This is a genomic window from Streptomyces sp. NPDC048295, from assembly GCF_040652135.1.
Taxonomy (GTDB): Bacteria; Actinomycetota; Actinomycetes; order Streptomycetales; family Streptomycetaceae; genus Streptomyces.
Genome location: NZ_JBEZLL010000007.1, coordinates 274,149 through 300,247, shown reverse-complemented (window position 1 = coordinate 300,247; position 26,099 = coordinate 274,149). Strand labels below are relative to the sequence as shown.

At 71.0% G+C, this 26,099-nt stretch carries 24 protein-coding genes, 2 tRNA genes and 2 pseudogenes; 13 read left to right on the top strand and 15 right to left on the bottom strand.

Annotated features, from left to right (window positions below; translation table 11 throughout):
* Positions 1-125: 125 nt before the first annotated feature.
* From AB0D53_RS13600 to AB0D53_RS13590, 3 genes are all read right to left on the bottom strand, one after another.
* Positions 126-716, bottom strand: a complete 591-nt coding sequence (locus tag AB0D53_RS13600; protein WP_362444620.1) for a DUF4383 domain-containing protein — start codon at positions 714-716, stop codon at positions 126-128.
* A gap of 98 nt (positions 717-814) precedes the next feature.
* On the bottom strand, positions 815-2,182 hold the full coding sequence (locus AB0D53_RS13595; RefSeq protein ID WP_362444617.1) for a hypothetical protein: 1,368 nt from the start codon (positions 2,180-2,182) through the stop codon (positions 815-817).
* A 71-nt stretch (positions 2,183-2,253) separates the two neighbouring features.
* Complete coding sequence (locus AB0D53_RS13590) at positions 2,254-3,018, bottom strand: DUF4097 family beta strand repeat-containing protein (protein WP_362444614.1); 765 nt, start codon at positions 3,016-3,018, stop codon at positions 2,254-2,256.
* Between the two features lie 280 nt (positions 3,019-3,298).
* Here AB0D53_RS13590 and AB0D53_RS13585 point away from each other — a divergent pair.
* Positions 3,299-3,373: transfer RNA gene (locus AB0D53_RS13585), tRNA-Val, on the top strand.
* A gap of 62 nt (positions 3,374-3,435) precedes the next feature.
* Here the strand turns inward: AB0D53_RS13585 and AB0D53_RS13580 are convergent.
* The 3 genes and pseudogenes from AB0D53_RS13580 to AB0D53_RS13570 form a co-directional block, all read right to left on the bottom strand.
* Positions 3,436-3,615, bottom strand: a pseudogene (locus AB0D53_RS13580) (tyrosine-type recombinase/integrase); the annotation flags it as partial.
* 22 nt (positions 3,616-3,637) lie between these two features.
* Positions 3,638-3,982, bottom strand: a pseudogene (locus AB0D53_RS13575) (IS110 family transposase); the annotation flags it as partial.
* A 429-nt stretch (positions 3,983-4,411) separates the two neighbouring features.
* Positions 4,412-4,567 (bottom strand): hypothetical protein, encoded by a 156-nt coding sequence (locus AB0D53_RS13570; protein WP_362444867.1) that lies wholly within the window; start codon positions 4,565-4,567, stop codon positions 4,412-4,414.
* A gap of 160 nt (positions 4,568-4,727) precedes the next feature.
* Here AB0D53_RS13570 and AB0D53_RS13565 point away from each other — a divergent pair, with 160 nt between their 5' ends.
* The 5 genes from AB0D53_RS13565 to AB0D53_RS13545 all read left to right on the top strand — a co-directional run bounded on the left by AB0D53_RS13565 (position 4,728) and on the right by AB0D53_RS13545 (position 7,565).
* Positions 4,728-4,985, top strand: coding sequence for a hypothetical protein (locus AB0D53_RS13565; protein ID WP_362444876.1), 258 nt, complete (start codon positions 4,728-4,730; stop codon positions 4,983-4,985).
* A 291-nt stretch (positions 4,986-5,276) separates the two neighbouring features.
* A complete protein-coding gene (locus AB0D53_RS13560; RefSeq protein ID WP_362444611.1) occupies positions 5,277-5,597 on the top strand; it encodes a hypothetical protein in 321 nt (106 codons plus the stop codon).
* An 830-nt stretch (positions 5,598-6,427) separates the two neighbouring features.
* Entirely contained in the window at positions 6,428-6,817 is a 390-nt protein-coding gene (locus tag AB0D53_RS13555) for a hypothetical protein (RefSeq protein ID WP_362444608.1), read from the top strand.
* 54 nt (positions 6,818-6,871) lie between these two features.
* Positions 6,872-7,405 carry a hypothetical protein gene (locus tag AB0D53_RS13550; RefSeq protein WP_362444605.1) on the top strand — a complete coding sequence of 178 codons (534 nt, stop codon included), beginning with the start codon at positions 6,872-6,874 and terminating at the stop codon, positions 7,403-7,405.
* 77 nt (positions 7,406-7,482) lie between these two features.
* Positions 7,483-7,565 (top strand) — tRNA-Arg (locus tag AB0D53_RS13545).
* Between the two features lie 474 nt (positions 7,566-8,039).
* Here AB0D53_RS13545 and AB0D53_RS13540 read toward each other — a convergent pair.
* Positions 8,040-8,660, bottom strand: coding sequence for a hypothetical protein (locus tag AB0D53_RS13540; RefSeq protein WP_362444602.1), 621 nt, complete (start codon positions 8,658-8,660; stop codon positions 8,040-8,042).
* 1,367 nt (positions 8,661-10,027) lie between these two features.
* Complete coding sequence (locus AB0D53_RS13535; protein ID WP_362444864.1) at positions 10,028-10,939, bottom strand: MerR family transcriptional regulator; 912 nt, start codon at positions 10,937-10,939, stop codon at positions 10,028-10,030.
* A gap of 94 nt (positions 10,940-11,033) precedes the next feature.
* Here AB0D53_RS13535 and AB0D53_RS13530 point away from each other — a divergent pair, with 94 nt between their 5' ends.
* The 4 genes from AB0D53_RS13530 to AB0D53_RS13515 all read left to right on the top strand — a co-directional run bounded on the left by AB0D53_RS13530 (position 11,034) and on the right by AB0D53_RS13515 (position 13,930).
* The gene (locus AB0D53_RS13530) at positions 11,034-11,681 is read left to right on the top strand and encodes a hypothetical protein (RefSeq protein WP_362444599.1); all 648 of its coding nucleotides are present in this window, start codon (positions 11,034-11,036) and stop codon (positions 11,679-11,681) included.
* A gap of 157 nt (positions 11,682-11,838) precedes the next feature.
* On the top strand, positions 11,839-12,279 hold the full coding sequence (locus AB0D53_RS13525; protein WP_362444596.1) for a hypothetical protein: 441 nt from the start codon (positions 11,839-11,841) through the stop codon (positions 12,277-12,279).
* Positions 12,280-12,317: 38 nt separating this feature from the next.
* Positions 12,318-13,637 (top strand): DUF1254 domain-containing protein, encoded by a 1,320-nt coding sequence (locus AB0D53_RS13520; protein WP_362444593.1) that lies wholly within the window; start codon positions 12,318-12,320, stop codon positions 13,635-13,637.
* 68 nt (positions 13,638-13,705) lie between these two features.
* Positions 13,706-13,930 carry a DUF2277 domain-containing protein gene (locus AB0D53_RS13515; RefSeq protein WP_266419691.1) on the top strand — a complete coding sequence of 75 codons (225 nt, stop codon included), beginning with the start codon at positions 13,706-13,708 and terminating at the stop codon, positions 13,928-13,930.
* On the opposite strand, the gene AB0D53_RS13510 is transcribed toward AB0D53_RS13515, so the two are convergent.
* The 3 genes from AB0D53_RS13510 to AB0D53_RS13500 all read right to left on the bottom strand — a co-directional run bounded on the left by AB0D53_RS13510 (position 13,917) and on the right by AB0D53_RS13500 (position 16,703).
* The gene (locus tag AB0D53_RS13510) at positions 13,917-14,585 is read right to left on the bottom strand and encodes a VTT domain-containing protein (RefSeq protein WP_362444588.1); all 669 of its coding nucleotides are present in this window, start codon (positions 14,583-14,585) and stop codon (positions 13,917-13,919) included. The two genes, AB0D53_RS13515 and AB0D53_RS13510, sit on opposite strands and share 14 nt — an antisense overlap.
* Positions 14,586-14,831: 246 nt before the next feature.
* Complete coding sequence (locus AB0D53_RS13505) at positions 14,832-15,287, bottom strand: DoxX family protein (protein ID WP_362444585.1); 456 nt, start codon at positions 15,285-15,287, stop codon at positions 14,832-14,834.
* Positions 15,288-16,058: 771 nt separating this feature from the next.
* Entirely contained in the window at positions 16,059-16,703 is a 645-nt protein-coding gene (locus AB0D53_RS13500) for an HNH endonuclease family protein (protein WP_362444582.1), read from the bottom strand.
* A gap of 267 nt (positions 16,704-16,970) precedes the next feature.
* Between AB0D53_RS13500 and AB0D53_RS13495 the strand changes: the two genes are divergently transcribed.
* Positions 16,971-17,705, top strand: a complete 735-nt coding sequence (locus AB0D53_RS13495) for an ABC transporter permease (protein ID WP_362444579.1) — start codon at positions 16,971-16,973, stop codon at positions 17,703-17,705.
* 161 nt (positions 17,706-17,866) lie between these two features.
* On the opposite strand, the gene AB0D53_RS13490 is transcribed toward AB0D53_RS13495, so the two are convergent.
* Together AB0D53_RS13490 and AB0D53_RS13485 are read right to left on the bottom strand one after the other, a co-directional pair.
* Positions 17,867-18,529 (bottom strand): HAD-IA family hydrolase, encoded by a 663-nt coding sequence (locus tag AB0D53_RS13490; RefSeq protein WP_362444576.1) that lies wholly within the window; start codon positions 18,527-18,529, stop codon positions 17,867-17,869.
* A 209-nt stretch (positions 18,530-18,738) separates the two neighbouring features.
* Positions 18,739-19,863: a peptidoglycan-binding protein gene (locus AB0D53_RS13485; RefSeq protein ID WP_362444573.1), complete on the bottom strand. Its 1,125-nt coding sequence runs from the start codon at positions 19,861-19,863 to the stop codon at positions 18,739-18,741.
* Between the two features lie 124 nt (positions 19,864-19,987).
* Between AB0D53_RS13485 and AB0D53_RS13480 the strand changes: the two genes are divergently transcribed.
* A complete protein-coding gene (locus AB0D53_RS13480) occupies positions 19,988-22,039 on the top strand; it encodes an MDR family MFS transporter (RefSeq protein ID WP_362444570.1) in 2,052 nt (683 codons plus the stop codon).
* Between the two features lie 15 nt (positions 22,040-22,054).
* Here AB0D53_RS13480 and AB0D53_RS13475 read toward each other — a convergent pair whose 3' ends face one another.
* Positions 22,055-22,561, bottom strand: a complete 507-nt coding sequence (locus AB0D53_RS13475; RefSeq protein WP_362444567.1) for a GNAT family N-acetyltransferase — start codon at positions 22,559-22,561, stop codon at positions 22,055-22,057.
* Between the two features lie 43 nt (positions 22,562-22,604).
* The gene (locus AB0D53_RS13470) at positions 22,605-23,693 is read right to left on the bottom strand and encodes a DUF2330 domain-containing protein (protein ID WP_362444861.1); all 1,089 of its coding nucleotides are present in this window, start codon (positions 23,691-23,693) and stop codon (positions 22,605-22,607) included.
* A gap of 363 nt (positions 23,694-24,056) precedes the next feature.
* Here AB0D53_RS13470 and AB0D53_RS13465 point away from each other — a divergent pair, with 363 nt between their 5' ends.
* Entirely contained in the window at positions 24,057-26,078 is a 2,022-nt protein-coding gene (locus AB0D53_RS13465) for a bifunctional glycosyltransferase 87/phosphatase PAP2 family protein (protein WP_362444858.1), read from the top strand.
* The last annotated feature ends 21 nt before the right edge of the window (positions 26,079-26,099 follow it).

The window sequence follows — 26,099 nt, the reverse complement described above, 5'->3', positions numbered from 1 at the left end:
CTCGGGGGTGTGGTTGCTGTCCGGCTCAGGGAGTGCGCCGGACGACGGGTATCGGGGGTGTGGTTGCTGTCCGGCTCAGGGAGTGCGCCGGACGACGGGTATCGGGGGTGTGGTTGCTGTCCGGCTCAGGGAGTGCGCCGGACGACCGGCATCGGCGGCGTGGCTGCTCTCCGGCTCAGCCGCATCTCCTGCGCGGCTTCCTCGGGGTGGCGCGCCCGCCAGTACGGGTTGTCGTGCGGAAGGCCGCCGCTGACCCGCCCGTACATCCCGAACACCATCAGCATCAGACCGACCACGAAGCTGAACAGCACGTTCTGGATGCGGAAGGCGAGGAAGTTGTAGTCGGTCTCCAGCAGCGCGAGATTGACGAAGCCGCTGAGGATGAAGGCGATGCCCAGAATCATGTTGAGCGACGAGGCGAAGTTGCCGCCGATCACCATCCCGATGAACAGGAGCAGGCCGACGCAGATGGACAGGACGCTCAGCGCCCCATTGGTGTTGAGGCCCGCGACGGTGGCCCCGCCGGTGTTGAAGAAGCCGATCTTGTCGATCAGCCCCAGGACACCGAAGGCGAGCAGCACCAGACCCATCAGCCCTGCCCCGACCCGGTAGACGCTGCTGAGCCGGTGATCGACCGGCAGATGCTTGTCGAGTTGCGTTGCCTTGCGGCGGCGAGGGGCCCGTCGCCCCGTGGTGTGCAGCACGTGGGTGGCCATGCCGGTCGCCTCCTTCGGGCGTACTACCAGGATCCGCCCATGGCGATGGCACCGCACACCAGAGCCCCCGGAAGGTCACGGCGCGCAGCCGGTACGGCTCAGGCGCCCGCCCCGCGCTCCTCACGGATCTCGGAGACCACCCGCGCGGCCGCCCGCCGTACCGCCTCGGTCTCGGTCAGGAAGTGCCAGTAGTCGGGGTGACGCCCGTCGAGCGCGGCGACGGCGCGGTCCAGCCGGGCCACGGCGTCGTCCAGCGGACGGGCGTGGCGCGGATCGGGCGTGCTGCGGCCGTCCATGGCCAGGCGCTGCGCGTCGCGGACCGCGAACCGGGTCCGCTGTATCTCCTGCTGCGGGTCCTTGGCCACCTCGTCCAGCCGGTGCAGCCGGTCACCGGCCGCGGACACCGCCTCGTCCGTGGCGTTCAGCAGGGCGCGGACCGTGCTCAGCCGGGACGTCGCATCGGCCCACCGCTGCTCGTCCCGGGCCCGGGCGGCCTCCTTCAGCTTCTCCTCGGCCTGCCGCACATTGACGGCCGCCTGCTCGGGCACGGGCTGGAGATCCTGCCAGCACGCCGCGGAGAAGCGCCGCCGCAACTCGCTCAGCACCGGCTCCACCGAGCCCGCCCGGGTCGTCAACGCCTGGGCCCGCGTACGCAACGACACCAGCCGGTGGTCGATCTCGGCGGCGCGCTCGGGCAGCTTCTCCGCCTCGGACCGCACCGCCTCGGCATCACGCAGCACCCGGTCGGCACGCTCCAGGGTCTCGGCGACGCCGTGCCGGCCGGCGCCCTGGTTGAGCTTGGTCAGCTCGGGGGCGAGGGCCGCCAGCCGGGCGGCGAGATCATCCGCCCGCAGCCCGGACGCACGCACCGCGTCGAGAGCGTTGCTCGCACCGAGCAGCGCCTGCCGGGCCCGCTCCACGGCGGGCGCGAGCCGGGCGAGCTGCGTCTCCGCGCTGCCCAGCAGCGGACCGAGCCCCTGCGCGAACCGGTCCAGCTCGGTCTTGACCCGCACCAGCTCGTCCTTGGCCGCGGCCAGCTCCGACCGTGCGCGAGCGGCGACCGACGGCTCCAGATCGTCCCGGTCCAGGTCGTGGGCGTCGACCGCGGTGATGTACGTGTGGCTGACCTCGTCGATCCGTCGCCCCAGGGCGTCGAAGTCGGCTACGGCCTTGCGGGCGGAGGGCGAGCTGTCCACCGCGGTGATCGTCTCGATCGAGATCCGCAGATCGCGCTGGGCCGTGTCCAGCTCGTAGAAGGCCGACGCGGCGGCATCCTTCGCGGCCTGCGCCTCGGCGCGCTGACTCTCCCCGCGCCCGCCGAACCAGCGCCTCGTACCACCACCCGCGAAAGCGGCCGGCAACGCGGCGGCGAGCAGCGGCACCGGCAACAGCACCAGCACGACGACATCCCTGACGGCGGAAGCCCCACCCGCTCTTGCCCGCGGCCGCGCGTGTGTCGCCGTCACATCCCTCTCCCGTGCCGTTTCGCCCTGCCCGGTACATTCTCCCACCAGGTAAGGACGAACACACGGGCCGGTTAGTTCGCGCTTCGGACCGTGATGTGGCCGTTGTCGCTCCGGGCCTTCACCACATGACTGCTGCCGTCGCTGCGCGGCACGTCCACCGAGGTGTGCCCGTTGTCGGCGGAGGCGTCCACCGCGTACGCCACGGGGCCGCCCGGAAGATCGATGGTGATCGCCCCGTTGTCGCTCACGGTGTCCACGCGATCCGGCACGGCCGTGAACCCCAGCCGGATGCTGCCGTTGTCCGACCGCGCGGACACGGACTTGGCCGAGACCCGCTCGGTGACGATGGCACCGTTGTCGCTGGCCAGCTTGAGCGGTCCGGTGGAGTCCCTGACGGTCACCCTGCCGTTGTCGGCGGTGAGTGTGAGCGGCGTACGGAAGCCGGAGGCGACGATCTCCCCGTCGTCCCCCTCCACGACCACCGTCACCCCGCGCGGCACCTTGACCTGATGCTGCGCGGCACAGTTGCTGATCAACGCCTTGCACTTCACCCCGAGCGTGAGCGTGTCGTCCTGCATCCCCCACTGCGGCTCGGGCCCGTTCCCGAACGCCACCCACCCGTCGACACGGCGGGTCACCTCGACCTTCCGTACATCGGCCGGCACGAGCTCCAGTGCGGACTGCCCGGAACGGATGGTCAGCGTCTTCCCGCTCAACTCGAAGGACTTGTGCTCGGCGGGTGCGCCGCTCACATCCGTACTGCCACAACCGGAAAGAACAAGAGCCAGAAGCACGGCCCCACCGGACGCGATGAGAGTGCGGGTACGGACTGCCACGATGATCTTTCCCCCAGGTCGTACGGCGGATGCTCCGATACTGCGACCCTCACCGTACGTACGGCCCCGCCCCCGCCAGAATCCGGACGGCTACCGTACGCGGGGTGGGGATAACCCCCGCACGGCCCCTTTCCGCCCCGCCCTCTGCCCCGCTCTCCGCCCTGATCTCTGCCCCGCCCTCTGCCTCGCCGTCCTCTCTCGGGCCGGCGTCCCGTCCGCTGCCGCCGGGGATCGTTTGTGACCACGGGCCGCAGTCCATGTACGCTGTTGCCTCATCCACGGGTGCGTAGCTCAGGGGTAGAGCGCTGCTCTTACAAAGCAGATGTCGGCGGTTCGAAACCGTCCGCGCCCACCAGTGCGAAGGCCCCCGCAGCTCATCGCTGCGGGGGCCTTTGACGGTAGAGGCTGACGGCAGTCTCACTCGGGACGGCGCCGGCGGAGCAGTCGGTCCATGTGCCCCATCGCCTCCCTCCGACGCTCGTCGGAGACGTGTGTGTGGATGTTCACGGTGACGGCGATCTGCGAGTGCCCCAGGATCTCCATCACGACCCGCGCCGGCATCCCTGCGGCGAACAGGAGCGTCGCGCACCCGTGCCGGGTTGACGTGGCTCGGGACCGTGATGTGTCTGTAGACCTCGCGGGCGACGAACCTCTTGAGGCACCGCATGATGTCCTTGGTGGACATGCCCTCAGCCATGCGTCTGGCGACGTGGTCCCGAGTTCGTTGGTCGTGCCGCATGCGGACCGGGACGATGGTGTAGAGGGCGCTGTTGGCGTTGGGGTCCCCGCCGCGGTTGATGCGATGACGGTTGGTCCGGCCGGACGAGGCGGGGATCGGAGCGGCCCCGCACAGGTGCGCGAAGGATGCTTCGGACCGGAGCCGGCCGGGGTTGTCTCCTGCGGTGATCAGCAGCTGGCCGGCCGTCTCCGTGCCTACCCCGGGCGGTGCGACGAGGCTGGGTGCCGCCCGGGTCGCGAGGGGAGCCAGGTCCGCGTCCGAGTACGTCGTCGAGCACGACGGAACCGACGCCCTCGCCATGCGGAATGCCGGGGCCGAGTTCATGCAGGCCCTCGCAGCCGGTGAACGGCCCGACATCGACGGGCACTCGGCCGCCTACCAGACCATCAAGGCCCTGCCCGACGGCCAGGACGACACCGACATCGAGGTGTCGACCGCCCGCCGTGACCGGTACTTCGCAGCCCTCGACGCCGCGAAGCAGGCCGAGGAGGAGAAGCGGGCCGCGGCCGGCCTCCTCCTCGACGAAATCGGGACCGGCCGCCGGGCCGAGTGCGAGCGCCGCACGGTAGCGACCCGCACGGTCCGCACTGACGACGCAGCACAGACGCCCCGCCACCGACTCGGTGACGGGGCGTCGACACGCTCGGACGACGGTCACGGGGCCTGGTACCGCGACACGTCCGTGATCTTGCACGTCACCTTGCCCGACGTCGCGTCCAGGCCCTGCGCCTGCGTCACCAACTTCTGCCCTGGTGCCAGGTTGTTCGTCGCGGCCATGCCCTCGCCGAGGCGGTCGCCCTTGGCGTTCACGAACTCCACGGACACGATGTAGTTCGCCTTCTCGTCAGAGTGGTTGACGATCTCCACGTCCGCCGCCGGCCACGTAGTCGACGAATTCACCGTGCATCCGGTGATCTTGACATCACCCTCCGGACCCTTATCCGCAGGCTTCTCGGCCGGCTTCTCCGCCTTGTCCGCCTCCGCCGGGGCGCCCTTCTCAGAGCCCTTCGCGGCAGGGGAGTGCCCCGTCGCGCTGCCCTCGGTCGTCGAACCGATGCTCGCCAACCCCACCACCACGGCGCCGCACCCGCCGAGGACCACCAGGCCCCCGATGACGGACAAGGTGACGATCAGCCCGGTCCTCGACTTCTTCGGCGGGGGCATCGGCGCACCCCACCCCGGGCCCGGCTGCGGCGGATACTGCCCCGGCTGCTGCTGCCACTGCTGAGGCTGCTGGCCGGGCTGCGGCGGGTACGACATGGAATCCCCCCATGGGACGGTCGGGTCATGAAGGGTCACCGTACGACCCGTCCGGAATGCATAACCTTAAAAGTGGACAGATCGTGACGACATTGTGAACGGTCACCACACGTACGGCCCGCCGCCACACCTCTCCGCTCAACCCGGGCCGCTCGCACCGCCCGCATCACCCAGGCCACCCGGAGTGAGGTCGCGGGGAGGCTGCGTCCGTTGGACCCTGAAAAGGCACGCCTGTACTCGCAGATCCAAGGAGAAATCCATGCGTACCAACAAGGTGTTCGCGGTTCTCGGCTCAGCTCTGGTCGTCGGCAGCCTGGCAGTCGCACCGGCGCTCACCTCACAGGCGTCGGCTGCTCCCAAACCCGCGCAGGCAGTTGCCGCGCATGACGTTGTCACCGATTCCTACCGGGACGGCTACCGCCAAGGCTTCCGGAACGGATTCGCGGACGCGCGGGACGACTGCCACCGCAGTTCCGGGCGTGAGTTCCAGCAGAACCAGCACCAGGACCATCGTTGGGCGCGGGGTTACGCCGACGGCTACAGCGACGGCTACGACCGAGGCTTCGACCGGTTCTGTTAGCGGCCTTCGCCGACAGGCTGCGCAATACGTGGCCGACCCATCGACGCATCGGGGTCCCCGCAGGGCGCTGCGGGGACCTTCAGGCAGATATCCGGACGACGCCCGTCGTCACTCCGACGACGCCCTGTTCTTCCCCGCCGCGATCTGGCCGGCTGTCTCCCCCGTCACGCCCATGCGCTCACCGATCGCCCGGAACGTATATCCCTGCCCCTGGCTGTGATGACCGCCTGCTGACGCACATCAGCCGGCACCCGGTGCAGCTCAGGCCACTTCCGGAGCAGCTCCGAGCACGCCGCGGTCCACCGCGGGAACGACGGGCGCCCTGCTGGGCTTGACCGGTCGTGCCCGTACTGCCGCGGGCAGCCTCGCCGCCGGAGGGTATGAGCGGGGGCCGAACCGGTCGGGTTGCGTGCCGCGCTGAAGTCGGTGCAGTGCAAGGCGTAGCGGGCAACGCGAAAGGCTCAGGGTGGCGGTCCCCGGGCCTTTCTGTGTCGACGGTGCCGCGACGCGTACGCGGCGACGGGTGGCGGGTTCCCCGACCTGTTCAGTCTGCCGTCTCAGCGGCTCGCAGCGAACGCATCGCAGAACGCGCGCTATCTGCACGGCAGTTCACTCGGCCGAGTGACCACACCAAGCCTTGCCCACACCACGGGAGCACCCCCGGCCGCACGCTGCGCCGTCCGCCGCACCGGCCACTATCGTCGCCCCGGCACCCGTACGACGCGCAACCGTACGACCGGGCGGGCCGAGCGTCGTGCGCGCGCCCAGGTACAACCATCCGTACGCCCCATCTGTCACACCTTGCACAGACCTACGTACGGAGTGCCATCGTGAAACCCGCTGCTGTCCTGCTCGCCGCTGCCGCGCTGCTCGCCCTGACCGCCTGCTCGGCCGAGGAGAAGGACGTCACGAAGCCCGCACCGAAGGAGACGGCCGTCGACCACTCGGCCGCCGAGAAGGCTGCGGGCATTCCGCCGGCCCCGACCGGTAACGACCGTGACGCATACCTGGACGCAATCGCGGCTGTTGACCCGCAGATCATCGTGGACGAGCAGAAGGCGATCGACGCCGGCCGGAATCAGTGCTCCTCGCTCGCCGGTGGCGGCGCCAAGGTGGACTGGCTCGCAGCGCAGCGGTTCGGGAACGACGGCAGGCCGTTGACGGACGCGCAGGGGAAGCAGCTGAACGCCGCGCTGCGTAAAACGCTCTGCCCGAAGTGACATCGCCCGCCGTTATCGATCTGTGATCCAATCAAGGCGACCCCGGCCCTGCTAGTGAACGAGCGTCTAACCACGGAGGGTGAAAGACAGCGGCGGATACGCCGGGCCGCCATCGCGGGTGGTACCACGGCCACCTGTGCGGCCGCGCTCATCGCCGTCAAGGGCGTTGCGGGGGTCGCCCGCGGCGTCCCCTGGTTGATCGTGGTGCCGCTCACCGTGGTGTGCGGTGCCTTCGCCGGCTCGGCGGGGGCGAGGACCGGCCGCGAGAACGCCATCAGTGCGGAGACGCTCGGACCCGGTGAGAGGCTGATCAGCACCTACACCGTGCGGCCGCCGTTCACGCCCGGGCGGGGCCCGACCCCGTACGAGAACCCGCCCTTCCAACTGCTGCTGACCTCCCGGCGCCTCCAGCTCTGGGAGCACTCCAACCTGCTGTGGGCTCACCCCTGGGCCGAACTGCGCCTGGCTGTCGACGGGCCGCGCCTGAAGATCTACCACCGGGGTGAGGAGGCGGGCTTCATGATCCTCGAACCCCCGGGCACGCCCCTGGAGATCCAGCTCGCGGCCCGCCGCCTGGGCGCGTCCTGACGGCGACCAGACCTTCGGCCGAAGGCCGTCGGGCCCCTTGATGACCGAGTTGGACTTGCGCTCGGGCGCCAGGCTCAGCCTCGGTGCCTATTCAGCAGGGCCGTCATCGCACCGCTCTTCTGAAACGGGTGTCGCAGGTTCGAATCCTGCCGGGGCACCAGGCAGTGGCCCCGGAGTGATCCGGGGCCTCTTGCGTTTCAGGGGCCTGTTGGATGATGGGGGCAACGGTCGGCGTTCGCATGCCGATTCAGGGGTACGTTCGTCGGCTGGGCGTAGGGGGGCAGGTGGTGTCGCAGGGGCGGGATCGGTCCTTTCTCGACAGCAACGGCTGGACGGTGGTGCGTCTCGTCGCGGCTGTGTGGGGAGCTGCCAGTAGCAGCAGTGCGGCGTGGGTGCGTGTGGTGTGGCTGGTGATCGGTGCTGGGACCGCCTGGGACCTGGTGCGGGATCTGGTTGGGCGACGCCGGCAGGGCGGGTCCTGGGGCGCCGACGTCCGTGACTGACATCGCGGACAACCGCAGGAAGGGAGAGGGCGGCAACACCACCGCACCGGCCCGGAATCAGCGCATCCCTCAGACACTCGTTGTCCTGGTCATTGTCCAGTGCACCAACGATCGCCGTCGTTCACCGCCAGTCAGCCGTCAAACCAGACGACCAGGCGGACGCCCTCGTCGCCATGCAGGTTCGCCAGCGTTCGCATGACCGACCAGATGGAACCCCATTCGTCGTCGGGCACGGCATGCTTCCGCTGCAGGCGGCCGATGCGGAAGAGCCGGTCGCCGTCCGGCCACTTGGTGTTCTCGGGGAAGACGCTGCCCGCGCAGTAGAGGTGCCGGACATCGGTGAGGCCGGAGAGTTCGGCAAAGCGACTGAGGCCGGTGTTCTGTCCGTGCAACTTCCAGCTGCCGTCGGGGCTCCGGCGGTACTCGTGGACACAGCCATCGACCTCGTTTGCGGCCTCGTCCCAGTCGGCGGCTGCTAGCTCCGCCCAGGAGATCCAGGACTCGCCATGCAGCTCATCACTCCAGGGCTCGAAGTGAGCGAGGACCTCTTGTGACACGTCATGGGGGAGGCCGCGGTGACTGGCAAGTGCGCGGAAGGTGGTGTCGCGGACACCGAACAGCGACCCGAAGGCGACGTAGGAGCGCCCGTTGTAGAGATGCGCGAGGTCGATGGCCCCGAACCAACTGCGGTCGTCCTCGTCCAGCCAGCGATCCCAGCGGCACTCGATGAACCCGTGTATGTCTGTCCCCATACCCCGGAATTGTTCTTTGCCGACGTGAGGCGGGCGACGGAATTTCCGGCTCCGTGCCGGCCCCGCGTGCGGCCTCTCGGGGCACGTCTTCCCCACAGGTGCGTCCCGAGAGCACCCACCAGCGGAGAAACGGCAGCTCAGACGTAACAGGGGGGAACCTTCTCCGAATCTGCTGCCCTCAGGGCGAGCAGATGGCACGGTCGAACTCACAAAGCAGATGCCGGCGGTCCGAAACCGTCCGCGCCCACCAGTGCGATGGCCCCTGGAATCCGCCGATCATGGTTGGGACCTTTGGCATCTGCTTCTGACATCAACGGACATGGCCACCCGCAGCCGGGACGCTGCGGCTTCAGTGTGCGGTCGGGGTGGCGCACGCGGGTCGACGGTGGTGGCCTCCGGGCTGAGGGTGGTTCTTCATCCGGCGGGGGCTAGCGAACAGTGGCGAATCCCCGTACTCGGCCTGATCGCCGGATCAGCGCGGTACGTTTCCCGAGTTCGGCCTCTCCTCGCCCATGTTCCTCTGCTCGTGCCGAGCAGTGGTCCCGATGCGTTCGGGAAGGATGTGAGGAAGGTGCTGAACGATGGTTCGACCGAAGAAGTGCAGGAAGCGCCGGCAGTTAGACCACGGATCCGGCTGGTTGCAGCTGTTCGTGAACCTGCTGGCGGCGGTCACGGCCATCGCGGGCTGTGTACAACAGTTCGTGCACTAGCAAATGAGTGCCGTACTGGGGAAGTTCCGGACGATTGGTCGGGGGGAGTGAGCCCGACCGCTTCGTAGTCGGCCGGGCTCACACCGTGTCCCGCACACGAAGCCCGGCTTCGGCTGACTCCGGAGCCGGGTTTTGTGGTTTCGCGGGCGTCCTGGGCCGCCCGCCACTCGGAGGCGAGTGGCTGACCTGCATGGCTGATGGTACAAGCGTCGCTTTGGCCGACACCCTTCCTTGACACGTTCTCGCAGGTCACTGGGGTGGCGCGTGATCATGCCCAAAGTCGGCGCGGCATGGCGCGCACACGGCGATTCGGTTTCGACTCTGCGTTGGTGCAGGTCACAGCCCTGGGCAGTGGCGCGAAAGTGCGGCGCCGGGTAGCGAAGGGTGGCGAAGAACGCGCAGCCGATGTGGAACGCGAGGTGTGGCGCGGGCGGGAGCCGTACCCGGCGCACCGTGGTGTGACGCCCGGCAGCTGCCGCAGCGAGCAGCCACTGCTGTCTTTCGGTGCCCTGGGAGGCATGGCTGCTTCCCAGGGCGCCGTTCAGGCGTTGGGGCGCTTGCCGTGGTTGGCGTTCTTCTTCTTGCGGGCGCGGCGCTTGTTTCCTCGCTTGGCCATGATCTGCCTCCCTCACCTGGGGCTTTCGGGCCTCCGTCAGCTTAGGTCCGGGCCGCGTCGGCCGCATCAGCGGTGTGGGTGAGGGCCTCGATGAGCCAGGTGAAGGCCGGCGTCGGGGCATCCGGGGGTGGCCAGGAGTTGATCACGGCGAGCAGGTGGAGGTAGCGACTGCGGCGGGGGTCGTTCACCGCCTTGAGGTAGGGCAGCAGGGGGCGGTCGGTGGTGTCGGCGTACTCGGCCTTGATCGCCTCGACGATCGGGGCGGCCCGGGGTGACGTCGGGGCGGTGCCCGCCTGCAGGGCCGGGGTGACACGGGCGTGGATCATCGCGGCGGGGTCGGGGCGGGTGAGGTCGGGGGTCACGTGGTCGGTCAGGCGGCGGACGAGGGCGGCGAACTCCGGGGACCGGATCAGTCCGGCCAACTCGATCCAGGCCTCGACCTGTTCGGTGGCGGGGTTCTCGGGCAGCTCCGGAGTCATCGAGCGCATGATTCCGGCGAACCCCGGGGCTGCGTCCGGTCCGCCGAACGCGGTGGTGAGGAAGTCGTCGATCAGGTGGCGGCGTTCGTGCTCGGAGAGTCGGGCCAGTTCGTGCATGGGTTCCAGCTCCTCAGGTGGGGAACCGTGCCTGGCCGCCGCCGTCAGCACCGCGCGCCGCATCCGCAGCGTACGGATCTGCACCGTCAGCGCCCGGGCGTGCGCCGCGGCGACCTCGGGCAGGGGGAGTTCGCGGTCGACGACCTTGCGGATCGTGGGAAGGTCCAGGCCCAGTTCGCGCAGCGTCCGGACCAGGCGGAGGCGTGCCACGGCGTCGGGGGCGTAGAGGCGGTAGCCGGCGGGGCTGCGGGTGGCGGGGGACACGATCCCGCGGTCGGAGTAGAAGCGGACGGTCTTCACCGTCAGCCCGGTCCGCCTGGCCAGATCCCCGATCGGGAGGAGCGCGTCGCCGTTCATGCCCGTAACCATCGGGCCTCCCCCTGCGGGAGAGTCAAGCCAGGAGCCGCCGTAACGTGTCTTGTTCACGTCAGCACCGTCCCAGGGGGGATACATGTCGTACGGCTATCCGCCGCCCCAGCCCGGTCAGGAACCCCAGCCGGGCCAGCAGCCCCAGCCCGGCCAGCAGCCCCAGCAGCCGCCTTCGCCGTATGCGCAGTGGCCGCAGCCCGGTCCCGGGGCGTACGGCCATCCGCAGCCGCCGAGGAGTTCCCGTACCGGGCTGATCGTCACCCTGTCCGTGATCGGCGGGGTGGTCCTTCTGCTCGCGGCCGGTGTGCTGATCGCCGTGACGAGCGGGGGCGGCCCGTCGACGGCGGCCAAGTCGAAGCCGTCGGCGGCGGAGTCCGCGAAGAGCGGGGCGCCCACGACGGGCGGGCCCTCCGACACGCCCACCGGGCTGCCGGCTCTCGAAGGTACGGACGCCGAGGGCGATGTGCGGATCACCCGGTGCGAGGTGGACTCGCTGACCGAGTGGCCGGACGCGGACGTGGAGGTCGTCAACCACTCCGACGCCCAGGCGTCCTACATCGTGTCCGTGGAGTTCGTGGACGGCGACGGCACGCGCCGCGCCTCCGGGCTGGCGACGGCAACCGACCTGGCGGCCGGTCAGAAGTCGGTGCAGAAGGCACAGGGGCTGGGGAAGGTTCCGGGCAAGATGACCTGCAAGGTCGCGGAGGTGACGCGGCTTCCTTCGTCGTAGCGTGCCGATCCGGGGGCGGTGCCCGGCCGGGCGGGAGCGCGGACCGTGCGCCGCCGCCCGGGGCATCACCCGTACGGGCGCGTCCGAGTGGCCGCACGGGAGGGCGCCACGCAGGGTCGGTTCTGTTCCGCAGTCCCGATCCGGCCAAGGAGTTCCGATGGCACACTCAGCGCCCGCGCCCGGTCCGGCCCCGGCAGGTTCCGCCGGCCAGGGGGACGTCAACCCCTGGGCAGCCGGCGGGATCATGTTCGCCGGTGTCCTGCTGCTCGTCGACGGTGTCCTCGGAGTGATCAAGGGCATCACCGGCATCGCGTCCGACGACGTGTACGCGCACGTCAGGAACTACACCTTCAAGTTCGATGTGAGCTCCTGGGGGTGGATCCACCTCGTACTCGGCATCGTGCTCGGAGTCGTCGGCTGGGGCATCCTCAAGGGCGCCGACTGGGCCCGTGCCACGGGTGTGGCGCTCGCGGCCATCAGCCTGATCATCAACTTCATCTGGCTGCCGTACCAGCCGGTCTGGGCGCTCGTCTCCGTCGCCATCGACGGGTTCGTGATCTGGGCCCTGTGCACGGGCGAATCGAAGGCGGTCATCTGAACGGGGACGGCGGACGGTGCCGATGGCCGGAGGCAGACGTGGAACTCGCCGCTCTTGCCGCCGAGGCGTACGTCTACGGCTGTCCGCTGGTCCGTGATCTGTCGGTGGTCGAGGGCTTCATGCACACGGGCTTCGGTCCGCTGCCGCCCACACCCTTCAACCACTTCGCGCACGCGGACCGGTCGTCGTCGGCGGACATGCCCTCCATGTCCGCCGACGACACCGTCCGTTCCGTCGTCCATCTCGATCTCTCCGGTGGACCGGTGCTGCTGCGCCTTCCCCGCACGGACGGAGCGGACGGTGCGTACTGCGTGTTCCAGTTCGTCGATGCCTGGACCAACAACTTCGCGTACGTCGGCCGCCGTGCCGGCCACGCCCGCGCCGGGGAGTGGTTCATCGCTCCCCCGGGCTGGGCGGGCAGCGTGCCCGACGGTGTGCTCGGGGTGATCGACGCACCCACCTCCGTCGTCTCGGTCATCGGGCGCGACATCTGTGACGGCTTCGGCGGTCCCGAAGACCCCGCACGGGGCCGCGCGCTCCAGGAGCAGATGGGCGTCACATACGTCGAACCGGGCACGCACCGTACGGGACTGCCCGCCCCCGACCCCGATGTCCCGGAGGCGCTGAGGTTCTTCGAGCGGCTCAGGGTGTGGATGGCCGACTTTCCGCCGTCCGCGCCCGACCAGGCGTACCAGGACCGGTTCCAGCCGTTGGGGCTGCTGGAGGAGGGACCCTCGCCGTACACCCGCGCCGGTCCCGCCCTCGTAGGGGCGCTGACCGAGGGCGCGGCGCGGGGAAGGGCGTGGGTGGAGGAGACGGGCCGGGCCGCTGCGGCGCGCGGGGGGTGGGCGCTGGATCCGCATCTCCACGACTACAACCTCGACCACTACGGTGTCGGAACCGTCGACTCCCCGGAGTGGCGGATCGCCGACCGGGAGGCGTCCTACCGGACCAGGGCGGTCGCGGCGCGGGGCTCGCTGTGGGGCGTGCACGGTTACGAGGCGGTGTGCGCCCGCACCTCCAGCGACGCCGGGGGCGAGCGGCTGGACGGGGCCCGCTCCTACGTGCTGCGCTTCGAGGGCCCGCCGCCGGCGGCGGGCTGGTCCCTGGCCGTGTACGACCTGGCCGGCCGGCGGATCGGCGAGGCCCTGGCGGGGCGCGTTCCGGTGTACGGGGAGCAGGGAGGTCCGTCGGCCGTGCGCATCGGGCGGGAGCGGCCGGACGACCCGGATTCGGCGGACGCGAACCGGCTGTCCGTGCCCGACGGGGAGTTCCGCCTCGTGCTCAGGCTCTGCGCACCGGGGCCCGGGATCCTCGACGGGACGTACGCGTTGCCCGCCGTCGAACGGACTCGGTGAGGAGGGGGGAGGCGGCCGGACCGGGCGGAGGCGGGACGGTTGTCAGTGGTGCGGTTCACACTGGAGACATGTGCCGCAGCATCAAGACCCTTCGTCCGCCCGCCATCCCCGAAGAAGCCACCGAGGAGGAGATCCGGGCCGCCGCCCTGCAGTTCGTGCGCAAGGTGTCCGGCTTCCGAGCTCCGGCCGCGCACAACCAGGAGGTGTTCGACCGGGCCGTCGAAGAGATCACCGAGGCGACCGTCAGACTCCTGGACGGGCTGGAGATCAGGGGCGCGGTCAGGACGCCGTAGTGGCCGTCGCGCCCGCCGGTGCGGCGGCCACCTCCGCCGCCGGGCGGCGTATGAGATACGCGGCCAGGGCGCCCGCCACGAACAGGGCGAGGACCGAGACGGCCGTGCCCACCCACGTCGCGCCCAGCCACTGGCCGCCGAAGTAGCCGAGGCCCACGCTGTAGCCGGCCCAGGCCACGCCCGCCAGCGCCGACCAGGGCAGGAATTCCTTGACCTTGCGATGGGCGGCGCCCGCTCCCAGGGAGACCACCGAGCGCCCGGCCGGGGCGAAGCGGGCGATGATGACGAGGATGCCGCCGCCCCGGGCGAGGGCGGCGCCGAGGCGTTCCTGCGCGGCGGTGAGGCGGCGGGAGCGGGCGATGGCCCGGTCCAGGCGTTCCCCGCCGCGCCAGGCCAGCCGGTACGCGACGAGGTCGCCGAGCACCGAGGCGGTGGCCGCGCAGAGGATCAGGGCGAGCAGTGAGGGGACCTCGGTCACCTGCCCGGCGGCGCCCGCGCCCGCGACGGTCGTCGAACCGGCGGCGGCAGCGGTGGCGGCGGTGATCACCAGGACCCCGCTGGGCAGCAGGGGCAGAAAGACGTCCAGGAGCACCGAAAGGGCGACCACGGCGTAGATCCATGGGCTGCCGGTCAGCGCGCCCACACTCTCAAGCACCTACTACTCCCCGATTCGGAACAACGCCGCGACGTCGCAGGGGAGCGGCAGGAGCGGCAGGGTCAGCTGTACAGCGTACGCCTGGCGTTCATCCGGTGATCCACAAATACGAGCGATGTTGGGAACCTCACGTACACCCGGAAATGGGAAGCCTCGGTTCCGGGCGCACGCCCGGATGTACGTGAGGAACGGCCCGCGTCGGCCCCGGCGGAGCGGTCCGTGGGCGGCGGAGCGATCGCGTACGGATCAGACCGTCACGGGCGGTGCCTGCTCGGGCGCGCGGTCCTTGTCGTACTCCGCGCCGCTCCGGCCGAACAGCCGGCCCAGCGCCAGTGCGCCGGGGCCGGTGAACACCAGCAGGAGGAACGCCCAGCAGAAGACGGCCGAGGGCTCACCGCCGTTCTGCAGCGGGAACAGCGCCTCGGGCTGGTGGACCTTGAAGTAGGCGTAGGCCATGGAGCCCGAGCAGATCAGCGCGGCGAGACGGGTGCCGAGCCCGAGCATCACGAGGATGCCGCCGACGAACTGGATGACCGCCGCGTACCAGCCGGGCCAGGTGCCGACGGGTATGGAGCCGCCGTTCATCGCGCCGCCGAGGATGCCGAAGAGCGAGGCGGCGCCGTGGCAGGCGAAGAACAGGCCGATGACGATCCGGAAGAGGCCGAGTGCGTAGGGCTGAGCCTGGTTCAAGCGTGTCTGCATGGGGGGAGGGCTCCTTCGGTCTGGTGGGGACGTGAACCGATTGAGTGCCTCAGATTAGGGAAACCTCACCAATGCTTGCAAGTTCAACATTCTGTCGACGGGCTGAAAATCGCCCTACGGCTGGTGAGTGGATTTCGGCCCGGCACCCTCTTCATCTGCGAACCTCCCTTCGCCGTCTTGGCCTGAACCAATGGCGGCGCAGCTTTCCGGCCATGCGAGGGCGGGGCGTGAGCTGGTTGCTGGACCACTTGCCGCCGCCTCGCCCGGGGCCGGCCGGGGCGTGGGGCCGGTACCGGGCGGGGCGGGGAGCGCGCTGCGTGCGGGTGAGCAGGTCGGCTGTGCGGTGCGGACCCCGGGGCGCCGCCCGGCCCGGGTGCGGGTGCGGTGTCACGCCCCACCGCTTCGCGTGGTGGACCAATGGCGGCAGGAATCGCGGCGGCGGGCCGGTGACCGGGGGGCGGCCGTACGAATCGGGTTCGGCGGGGCCTCCTCGCGGGGCCGGTGGATCTTCCCGGTGCCGGCCGCCGGCCGCCGTCGCCCTCCGGGCCCGCCGGCGGTGCGGGTGTCCGCCGCGAGCGGCCGTACTCGGCCGAAAACGTGCCGATGATTTCGGGGCGGGGTCAGGGGCGGAGCGGGGCCGGGGGCGGGGCGGTGGCGGAGCGCCGCTCCCGCGCCGGGTGGCGCACATGGGTACGGAGCCGCGCGGCATGCGCGGCTCCGTACGGTGTGGAGCGAGGTGGGGGGCGTGGCGGCCCGAGTCCGGTGCTGGGGTCAGCAGTTGTTCAGGACGGACTGCAGGGCGCTCTTCTCGGCCGGGTCGACGGTCAGGTCGTAGTAGTGCTTCACGTGCACCCAGGCCCGTACGTACGTGCACTGGTACGCGGTGCGCGAGGGCAGCCACTTGGCCGGGTCCTTGTCGCCCTTGGCCTGGTTGACGTTGTCCGTGACCGCGATGAGCTGCGGGCGCGTCAGGTCGTTGGCGTACGCCTGGCGCTCGGCGGTCGTCCAGCTGCTGGCGCCCGAGCGCCAGGCCTCGGCGAGCGGGACCATGTGGTCGATGTCCAGGTCGGATGCGGCGGTCCAGGTGGCGCCGTCGTACTCCGAGTACCAAGTGCCGCTGACGGCGGCGCAGCTGGAGTCCTGCGTCACGTTGGTGCCGTCGCGCTTCAGGACGACCTCGCGGGTGTTGCAGGCGCCCGACTGGGTGATCCAGTGCGGGAACTTGTCGCGGCTGTAGCCGCTCGACGAACCCTCCGCGGCGACCGTCAGTTCGCTGAGGTAGGTGCGGGCGGTCGAAGCGGAGACCGGGGTGGGCATGGCCGCCTGGGCCGCGGGGGCGGTGAGCAGACCGGTGGTTGCGGCGAAAGCGGCGGATGCGGCGACAACGGCGATGCGACGCGCGTAGACACCAGACATGCGAACTCCCTTGATGTGGGGGGACCTTGGACGGGTGACCCGTGGGGCCCGGCCATCGTGGCGGTGCCAGGTTTCCGTGGGGTGGGCACCAGGTAACAGGGTGGCGACATGGGCACGTCACATCAAGGGTTTTGGCGAACAGGACTGGAGCGTGGGGGCGTACGTCCGCATCTGCGCGGGCGCACAGGCTGACCCGGCGACAAGTGGACGCCGTGAGCGGCTGGTTCGCGCGTGTGGTCTTGGGCGGACCGGCCGTAGGGTTGCGGCGTGCTGCTACCGGTCAACATCACGCTCGGAGTCGTGCTCGCCGTGCTGCTCGCGGCGGCGGCCACGGTCGCCGCGCTGGCCTCGCTCGGCCGGTCGCGCGAGATCCTGCTCGCCGGGCTGCGGGCGGCGGTCCAACTCGCCGCGGTCTCCCTGCTCATCGGCTGGGTGGTCCACTCGCTGGCGCCGCTGCTCGGGTTCGTGGCGCTGATGTACGCCGTGGCGGTGCGGACCGCGGGCCGCCGGGTCACCCGCAATCGCACCTGGTGGTGGGCGGCACTGCCGATCGCGGCGGGGGTCGCGCCGGTCGTCACGCTGCTGCTGCTCACCGGACTTCTCCCGGTCCGGGGCATCGCGCTGATCCCGGTGACCGGCATCCTCATCGGCGGTGCGCTGACCGCGACCGTGCTCGGCGGGCGGCGGGCGCTGGACGAGCTGACGACCCGGCGGGGAGAGGTGGAGGCGGGGATGGCGCTCGGGCTGCTCGACCGTGAGGCGAGGATGGAGATCGCCCGGCCCGCGGCGTCGGACGCGTTGCTGCCGGGGCTCGATCAGACCCGGACGGTGGGGCTCGTGACCCTGCCGGGTGCCTTCGTGGGCATGCTGCTGGGCGGCGCCTCACCGGTGCAGGCGGGGGCCGTGCAGCTGTTCGTGCTGGTAGCCCTGATGGCCGTGCAGGCGGTGGCCGTCGCGACGGTGCTCGAACTGGTGGCGCGGGGACGGCTGCACCGCGACTGAGGCCGGGGCGCGAGCCGTCGGGGTGCGGCTGTCGTGCGTCGATGTGCAGGGGGATCGAGCCGTCGGGGTGCGGCTGTCGTGCGTCGATGTGCAGAAGGGCCGAGCTGCGGGGTGCGGCTGTTGTGCGTCGACGTGCAGAAGGGCCGAGCTGCGGGATACGGCTATCGCGCGTCGACGTGCAGAAGGATCGAGCCGTCGGGTGCCGCCTCCACCCGGATCCGCGTCAGGTCCTCGACGTGCGCGTCGGGGGAGAGCGCCGCGGCGCGCGGACCGACGCCCACGACCCGCATGCCCGCCGCCCGGCCCGCCGCGATGCCCGCCTCCGAGTCCTCGAAAACGACGCAGTCCGCCGCGGCGAAGCCCAGCCCGGCCGCGCCCTTGAGGAAGCCCTCCGGGTCCGGCTTGCTGGCGCCGACGCTCTCGGCGGTGATGCGGACCTCCGGTATCCGCAGGCCCGACGCGGTCATGCGGGCGCGGGCCAGCGCCTCGTCGGCCGAGGTGACCAGGGCGTGCGGAAGCGCGGCGATCGCGTCCATGAAGGCGGGTGCGCCGCCGACCGGTACGACACCGTCGGTGTCGGCGGTCTCCTCGGCGAGCATGACCCGGTTGTCCGCGTAGTTCTGCTCCATCGGGCGGTCCGGGAGGAGCACCGCCATGGTGGCGTACCCCTGTCGTCCGTGGACGACCTTGAGTGTGGCCTCCGGGTCCAGGCCCTCGCGCAGCGCCCAGCGCCGCCAGCAGCGCTCCACGACGGCGTCGGAGTTCACCAGGGTGCCGTCCATGTCCAGAAGGAGGGCGCGAGCGGTGAGGACGGTGGCCGGCATGGGCGGGCTCCAGGGCGCGGGGAGGCGAAGAAAGGAACAAGCAGCCTCGCCCGCCGGTCAGGGGGTGGCGGGCGGAGGCTACTTTGTTCCATCACGATACAAAAACCGGTCCGAGAAAGCCAATCCCTTCCGTTCCGGGTGGGCCGGTCCCTTCCGTCCGGTCTCTTCCGTCCGAGTCCCTCCGGGTGGCCGACGGGCTGGCCCCGGGGTCAGGAGGGTCCCCGGCCCGTCGTCTCCGCCTCCAGTGCGCGGCGGGTGTTGGGCCCGTACACGCCCGAGGGGTCGCCCTCGATGGACTTGTACGACTGGTAGACGCTGACGGCGTGCTCGACCTGGTTCGAGTAGTCGCCGTCGTCGCGCCCGTGGTACAGCCAGATCTCCTCCAGGCGGCGCTGGAGCTCGGCCACCTCGGGGCCCTGGTCGCCGCGGCGCAGCGCGGGCCCGGCCAGGGAGGCGGGCGGTGCGGCCGAGGCCGGACCGTCGGCGGTCGGCGAGGGCGTGGTCGCGGGCGGTCGTGAGGAGGCGGTGGAAGCGGAGGGGGACGGTGAGGCGCTTGCCGTGGGTGAGGCCGAGGCCGATGCGGATGTGGACGGCGACGCGGGAGCCGATGCGGAGGGCGAGGGCGACGGGGAGGCCTGGGCCGGCTCCGTCGCCCGGACGCTCGCCCCCGGGATGTCGGCCGCCGTGCCGGGCAGTGCCCGTTGCCGGCCCGTGTCCCCGTTGTCGCCCCCGCCGAGGAGCCCGGTCGCGAATGCCGCCGTGCCCACCGCGGCGACCAGGGCCACTCCCGCGGCGACGGCCGCGAAGGGGCGGCGGCGCGGCGGAACGGGTTCCTCATATCCGGCGGGATCGACAGGCGTGACAGGCGTGACAGGTATGACAGGCGCGAAAGGACCAGCAGGGCCGGCAGGACCGTCAGGACCGGCAGAGGCGAAAGGACCGGCAGAGGCGAAAGGGCCGGCCGGGTCCGGCAGCGCACCCGCCGTCGGGCCGCCCGCCGGATCGCCCGTCGGACCCGCCGTCACCGGGCCGAGGAAGAGCGGCATCGTCGCCGCCGCGTCCTCTGAAGGATGCTCCGGCCCCGGCTGCTCCCCGGCGGCCCCCGTCGCGGCCGTGTCGTTCCCCAGCGTCACGTACGGCCGTATCCGCAGGGGATCGAAGTCCTCGGCGGCGGCCATCTCCGCCCGGTCGGCCGCCGACCGCCCGGCCCGGTGCCGCTCGGCGGCGAGGTGCTGCTCGGCGGCCGGCTGCCCGCAGGCGCACGCGGGCCCGGTGCCGGGCGCTCCGTCAGGTCTGCTGCCGATACCGCACTCCGGGCATATATGTCCGGTCATGGTGGACCCCTCCCCTTGATTGCCCTGCGATTATGCAGCTCGCTTCCGGTCCGTACCTGCCCAGCAGGCCATAACCGTACGGAAAGGCCAGGATGGGGATGTAGCGGACCCGAGGAGATGTTCCATGGCCCAGCATCATCCGAGCCCCCCGGCCCCGGACCAGGCCCCCGGTGAAGGGCGCTCCACGCGGTCGGTCCTCGTGCCCATGGGGGCGTTGCTCCTCGGTATGTTCCTGGCCGCACTCGATCAGACCATCGTCTCCACCGCGCTGCCGACCATCGTCAGCGACCTCGGGGGCCTGGAGCATCTCTCCTGGGTGGTCACGGCCTATCTGCTGGCGTCGACCGCCGCGACCCCGCTCTGGGGCAAGCTCGGCGACCAGTACGGACGCAAGAAGCTCTTCCAGGCCGCCATCGTCATCTTCCTCATCGGCTCGGCACTGTGCGGCCTCTCCCAGAACATGCCGCAGCTCATCGGCTTCAGGGCGCTCCAGGGGCTCGGCGGCGGCGGCCTCATGGTGCTCTCGATGGCGATCGTCGGCGATATCGTCGCGCCGCGCGAACGGGGCAAGTACCAGGGCATGTTCGGGGCGGTCTTCGGTACGACGAGTGTCCTCGGGCCGCTCCTCGGCGGACTGTTCACCGAGCACCTCAGCTGGCGCTGGGTCTTCTACATCAACCTGCCGATCGGTGTCGTCGCGCTCCTGGTCATCGCCGCCGCGCTGCACATCCCGGTCCGCGGCACGAAGCACACCATCGACTACCTCGGCACCTTCCTCATCGCCTCCGTCGCCACCTGCATGGTCCTCGTCGCCTCGCTCGGCGGCACCACCTGGGCCTGGGGCTCGGCGCAGATCATCGGTCTCGCCGTCCTGAGCGTGCTGCTGCTGATCGCCTTCGTGCACGTCGAGCGCCGGGCCGCCGAACCCGTCATCCCGCCGAACCTCTTCCGGATCAGGACCTTCAGTCTCGTCGCCGTCATCAGCTTCGTCGTCGGCTTCGCGATGTTCGGCGCGATGACCTATCTGCCGACCTTCCTCCAGGTGGTGCACGGGATCTCGCCGACGATGTCCGGTGTGCACATGCTCCCGATGGTGCTGGGCCTGCTCCTCACCTCGACCGCCTCCGGCCAGATCGTCAGTCGTACCGGCCGCTGGAAGGTCTTCCCGATCGCGGGCACCGGCCTCACCGCCATCGGGCTGCTGCTCCTGCACCGGCTCACGGAGACCAGCAGCACCTGGCAGATGAGCAGTTACTTCTTCGTCTTCGGAGCGGGGCTCGGCCTGGTGATGCAGGTCCTGGTGCTGGTCGTGCAGAACGCCGTCACGTACGAGGACCTCGGCGTCGCCACCTCCGGGGCCACCTTCTTCCGTTCCATCGGTGCCTCGTTCGGCGTCGCCGTCTTCGGCACGATCTTCACCAACCGGCTCACCGAGAAACTGACCGCCGCGCTCGCCGGTCACCCGCTGCCGCCCGGGGCCGGGGTGAACGGGCTGGCCTCCGACCCGCGCGCCATCGGACAACTGCCGCCCGCGCTGCGGCCCGCGGTGCTCCACGCGTACTCGACGTCGATCACGGACGTGTTCCTGTACGCGGCTCCCGTCGTGCTGATCGCCTTCGTCTTCGCCTGGTACCTCAAGGAGGACAGATTGCGCGGCTCGGTGACCGCCCCCGAGGCCACCGAGACCCTGGCGTCGAACCCGGTCGAGCGGTCCTCGTACGACGAATGCGCCCGCGCCCTCTCGGTGCTCGCCACGCGTGCGGGGCGCCGCGAGATCTACGTGAAGATCACCAAGAAGGCGGGGTACGACCTGCTGCCGGCGGCGAGCTGGATGCTGCTGCGCATCAGGCGGCACGGCACGGTCGAACCGGCCATGCTCGCCGACTGCACCCCCGTGCCGCTGCGGGTGATCAGCGACGCGGCCCGTCAGCTGGAGGAACGCGGACTGGTGCGGCGCGTGGGCGTGCAACTGGTGCTCACCGCGGCCGGGGCGGAAGCGGTGGTGAGGCTGGCGGAGGCCCGCGAGGAGTCCATGGCCGAGCTGCTGGGCGACTGGTGGGGGCCGGACCGCCCGACCGATCTGGTCAGGCTCGTGGAGGAACTGACCGCCGAGACGAGCGGGTCGAGCAAGGAACGGCCGCACAGCCCCGAACCGAAGCGGGACCACGCGGCCTGAGTCCGGCGGGTTCTGCTACGGCCTCGCGGACATCGAGGCCGTCGCGGGCAGTTCCTTCGCGAACCAGTGCTCCGCGTACTGCCGCCGGTGGAACGCCGGGACCTCCCGGTAGCCGTGCTTGGCGTACAGCCCCCGCGCCTCGACCAGGTCGTTGCGGGTGTCGAGCCGGAGCGTGCGGACACCGAAGGCGCGCGCCGCGTCCTCGACGGCCGCCAGGAGCAGGCCGCCGCCACCCGTGCCGCGGTGCTCGGGGCGTACGAACACCCGGGTCAGCTCCGCGGTGTCCGCGTCCACCACCAGCAGCCCGGCACAGGCCGCCGCCGCCCCGTCGAACCGGCCGACGACGAACTGACCGGTGGGCGGGACGAGCAGGCCGGCCCCGTCGTCGGTGAGCCCCTCGTCGATCTCCTCGGCGGTGGCGGGCCGCCCCCAATAGCGGCTGGCGACCTCGTCGTAGTAGTCGCGGCGCAGCAGCGAGGCATCGGGCGAGTCGAACGGTTCGGGGGCCAATGTCCAGGTCATGCCGGTCATTCTGACCCGAGCACGATCAAGCGGGCCAACGATTTCACCGGGCACCCGCCGCCGGCGGCACCGTCCGCAGCCGTCGGTTCCGCCGCACCACAAGCACCAGCAACACCGCGGCGACGACCGCCACCAGCAGCGCCCCGAGCAGCGTCAGCACCCAGACGGGCATGCCGCCCACGGTCAGCAGCTCGTTCCTGTACATGTGCCTCCGGTACGGGGTGTCGGTGTCGGCCGCACGCAGCTCGTGATCGCCGTCGATCCGCTCCGGGTGCGGGAACGACTGCTCGATCGCCGTGAGGTACACCGGCTTCCCGCCCGTCAGTCTTTCGAGGTGGCCCGTGCCGTCCGTCACCGACCGGGGATCGATCCGGCCCGCGTACGTCACCTCCGGTGCGTCGCCGCCGATCGGGCCGATCGGCTCCATCCGGTGTGCGGCAAGGACGTACAGGCCGAGCTGCTGGGGCGTCGAGGCGAGCTTCGACAGCCGCATCGGGTAGACCAGCCGCTCGCTGGCGAAGCGCAGCCGCAGTGGTTCGAGCGTGCCCATGAGCGGATTGCCGGTGTCCCGGGGAGCGAGGCGGATCGCGACGTACTCCCACTTCTGGTCGACATAGGGCTTCAGTGCCGTTGCCAGCCGGTCGGGCAGTTCGAAGCCGTTGTCCGACAGCCATCCCTGCAGCGCGTCCGGGTCGGTCGCGGCCAGCCGCGCCACGTCGAAGGGGCCGAGCCGCTCCCGGCCGACCACCTGGACCGACGGTGCCGCGGCCGACGGTGCCGCGGCCGAGTCCCCGACGCCGCCGGAGCCGGCGAACGGCCAGTCGTGCGCGCGGGGCCAGAAGTAGTGCCTGGTCACGAGTTCGGGCTCGGTCAGGACCGAGAGCTCGGAGAAGAGACCGGGATCACCGAGCTCCACGGTCGCGCGGTGCGGCACCGGCATGATCCAGGCCGCCTCGGGAGCGTTCCCGCGGACCGTGAGCCGCATGACGATCTGCTCGGTCCGGCCGTCCCAGTCGACCACCGATGTCTCCCGGCCGACGGCGACCTGCGAATCCCTGCTCGGGACCATCGCCCCGCAGCCACAGGCGTACGCCGGACTGATCAGCGACCCCAGCTGCAGTGACACCAGCACCAGCAGCAGAGACAGCGCACGTGTCGTCCACGCGCGCCCCTCGTCCCGCACACTCCGCTTCACCCTTGTGTGCCGCATCTGTCGTCCGCCTCCCCCGTGATCGACAACACGGGAGGGGACGTACGAACCGGAGTTCCGGTTCCGGCCATGAATGCGCACCCGCCGGCCCGGCACGCCCGCCCGCTCGGACATCCATTCGGATAAAAGCGGAATGGCGGTCAAGTGGAGAGAGGACCGATTGGGACTGTCTCGTAGGGCAATGCGATGGTTTCACGGCACGCCCGGATCGAGGCACGGGTACCGGAACGGCGGGAGGGTCGGCGCAGCGTGGCGAATGCAGAGCACAGTGTGCGCACAGACGTGATGACGGGGGCGAGGACCGGGACGGCCCGGGCTCTGCTCTGGCTGGTCGTGGCGGCTCTGGCCGTACGGCAGATGGCGGTGGTGCTGAGACAGCCGCCGGGCGAACGGCTCACCGGTCTGGAGACCTGGATCGGCGGGAGCGGGGTCCTGCATACGACGGGCCCGCTGTACGAAAGCGACCGGTTCACCGGCACCCCGTTCGCCGGACTGGTGCTGAAACCGCTGACCCGCATCGCCGAACAGAGCCTGGGTGTCGCCTGGACCTTCGGCTCGCTGCTGCTGGTCGCCGCGCTGGGCATCGTCGCCGCCCGCGCGCTGCCGGGACCGGTCTCCCGCCGTACCGCGCTGTTGGCCGCGCCCGTCGCGATCAGCCTGCTGATGCTCTCGCTGCCGGTCCGTAACGCGCTGTACCTGGGGCAGACCAGCATCCTGCCGGTCCTGCTGGTGCTGCTGGGCTGTTTCGTGGTCCGCGGGGAACGCGCCTCGGGCCTTCTGATCGGACTGGCGGCCGCGCTCCAGCCGACCGTGCTGCTCTTCGCCGTACTGCTCCGGCTGACCGGGCGCCGGAGGGCGGCGCTGACCGGCGGCGCCGCGTTCGCCGCCTGCACGGCGCTCGCCTGGGCCGCGATGCCGGGCGACTCCTGGACGTACTGGGTGCACCATGTCGCGGGGGCCGGGCTCGGCGGCGACGCGGACAGCCTTGCCAACCAGTCCCTGCACGGCGCCCTGCTCCGGCTCGGGTTCACGGGCCCGCTGGAGATCGCGCTGTTCATGGTGCTGGCTGCGGCGGTCTGCTTCTTCGGGCTGCGTCGCGCCGCACGGTACGCGGGTGACGGGCAGCTGCTCCTCGCCGTAGCCGTGACCGGCTGCGTCGCCGTCGCCGTCTCACCGACCGCCTGGCAGTACCAGCTGCTGTGGGTGCTGCTCGCCGTGGTCGGCCGGGTCGGGAAGCGGGCACGCGACCGGCTGGTCTGGCCCGCGGTCGTGGTCCTCGTGCTCACGCTGCCGGGGACCGTGCTGCTGCCGAACATCGAGGCGCTCTTCCCCGTACGCGACAACGTGCTGCTGATCGCCGCGCTCGCCGCGGCCTGTGCCGTGCCGTTCCTGCCGCGCACTTCGGAGTACTGGCAGCACCCGGTTCCCACGGAGTACGCGGCCCTCGTCCCGGCCCGCTGGAGCCGCGTCCCGCTGCTGCCGTTCTGGCGCCGGGCGCTGAGCCGGCCCAACCTGCTGCTGGAACTGCTCCTGATCAGGGTCGTGTACTCCGCGTACGCCCATGTCAGGCTCGCGGCGACGGCCGGCCGCGCCACCGCCGAGCACCACGGCCGGCAGATTCACTCCATCGAGCAGTGGCTGCACATCGACATCGAACACCGGGTCAACCACGCGGTCGTGGGGATCGGCCGGCTGCGGGCCTTCCTCGACCACTACTACTCGACGTTCCACTTCATCGTGCCGCTGGCGATCCTCGGAGTGCTCTACGTGCGGCGCCCCGCGGACTACCGCTGGGCCCGCAGCACCATCGGCTTCGCCACGCTCCTCGCGCTGGTCGGCTTCTGGCTCTACCCGCTGGCCCCGCCGCGCCTGATGCCGGGGCTCGGCTTCATCGACACGGTCCACGGCGTCCAGGACTTCGCGAAGCCGGACTACGGAAGCCTGACCGCCATGACCAACCAGTACGCGGCGATGCCCTCGCTGCATTTCGGCTGGTCGCTCTGGTGCGGGGTGGTCGTCGTCGCGCTGGCCCCGAAGGTGTGGATGAAGGCGCTGGGGCTGCTGCACCCCCTCTTCACGGTCTCCGCGATCGTCGCCACGGCCAATCACTGGGTGCTGGACGCGGTGGGCGGAGCGGTCGTGGTCGCGCTCGGCTTCGGGCTCACCCATCTGCTGGCGGGGCCGCGGAGGCTGCGGCCGGTGACCGTACCGGCCGCGCGGCCGCGGGACGGCCTGGAGCGGCCGGCGCCGGCGCCCGTACCGGAACCGAGAACGACGGACGAGGCGCTGGGCAGCAAGCGGCTCTGAGAACGCGCGGGGGCCGAAGGG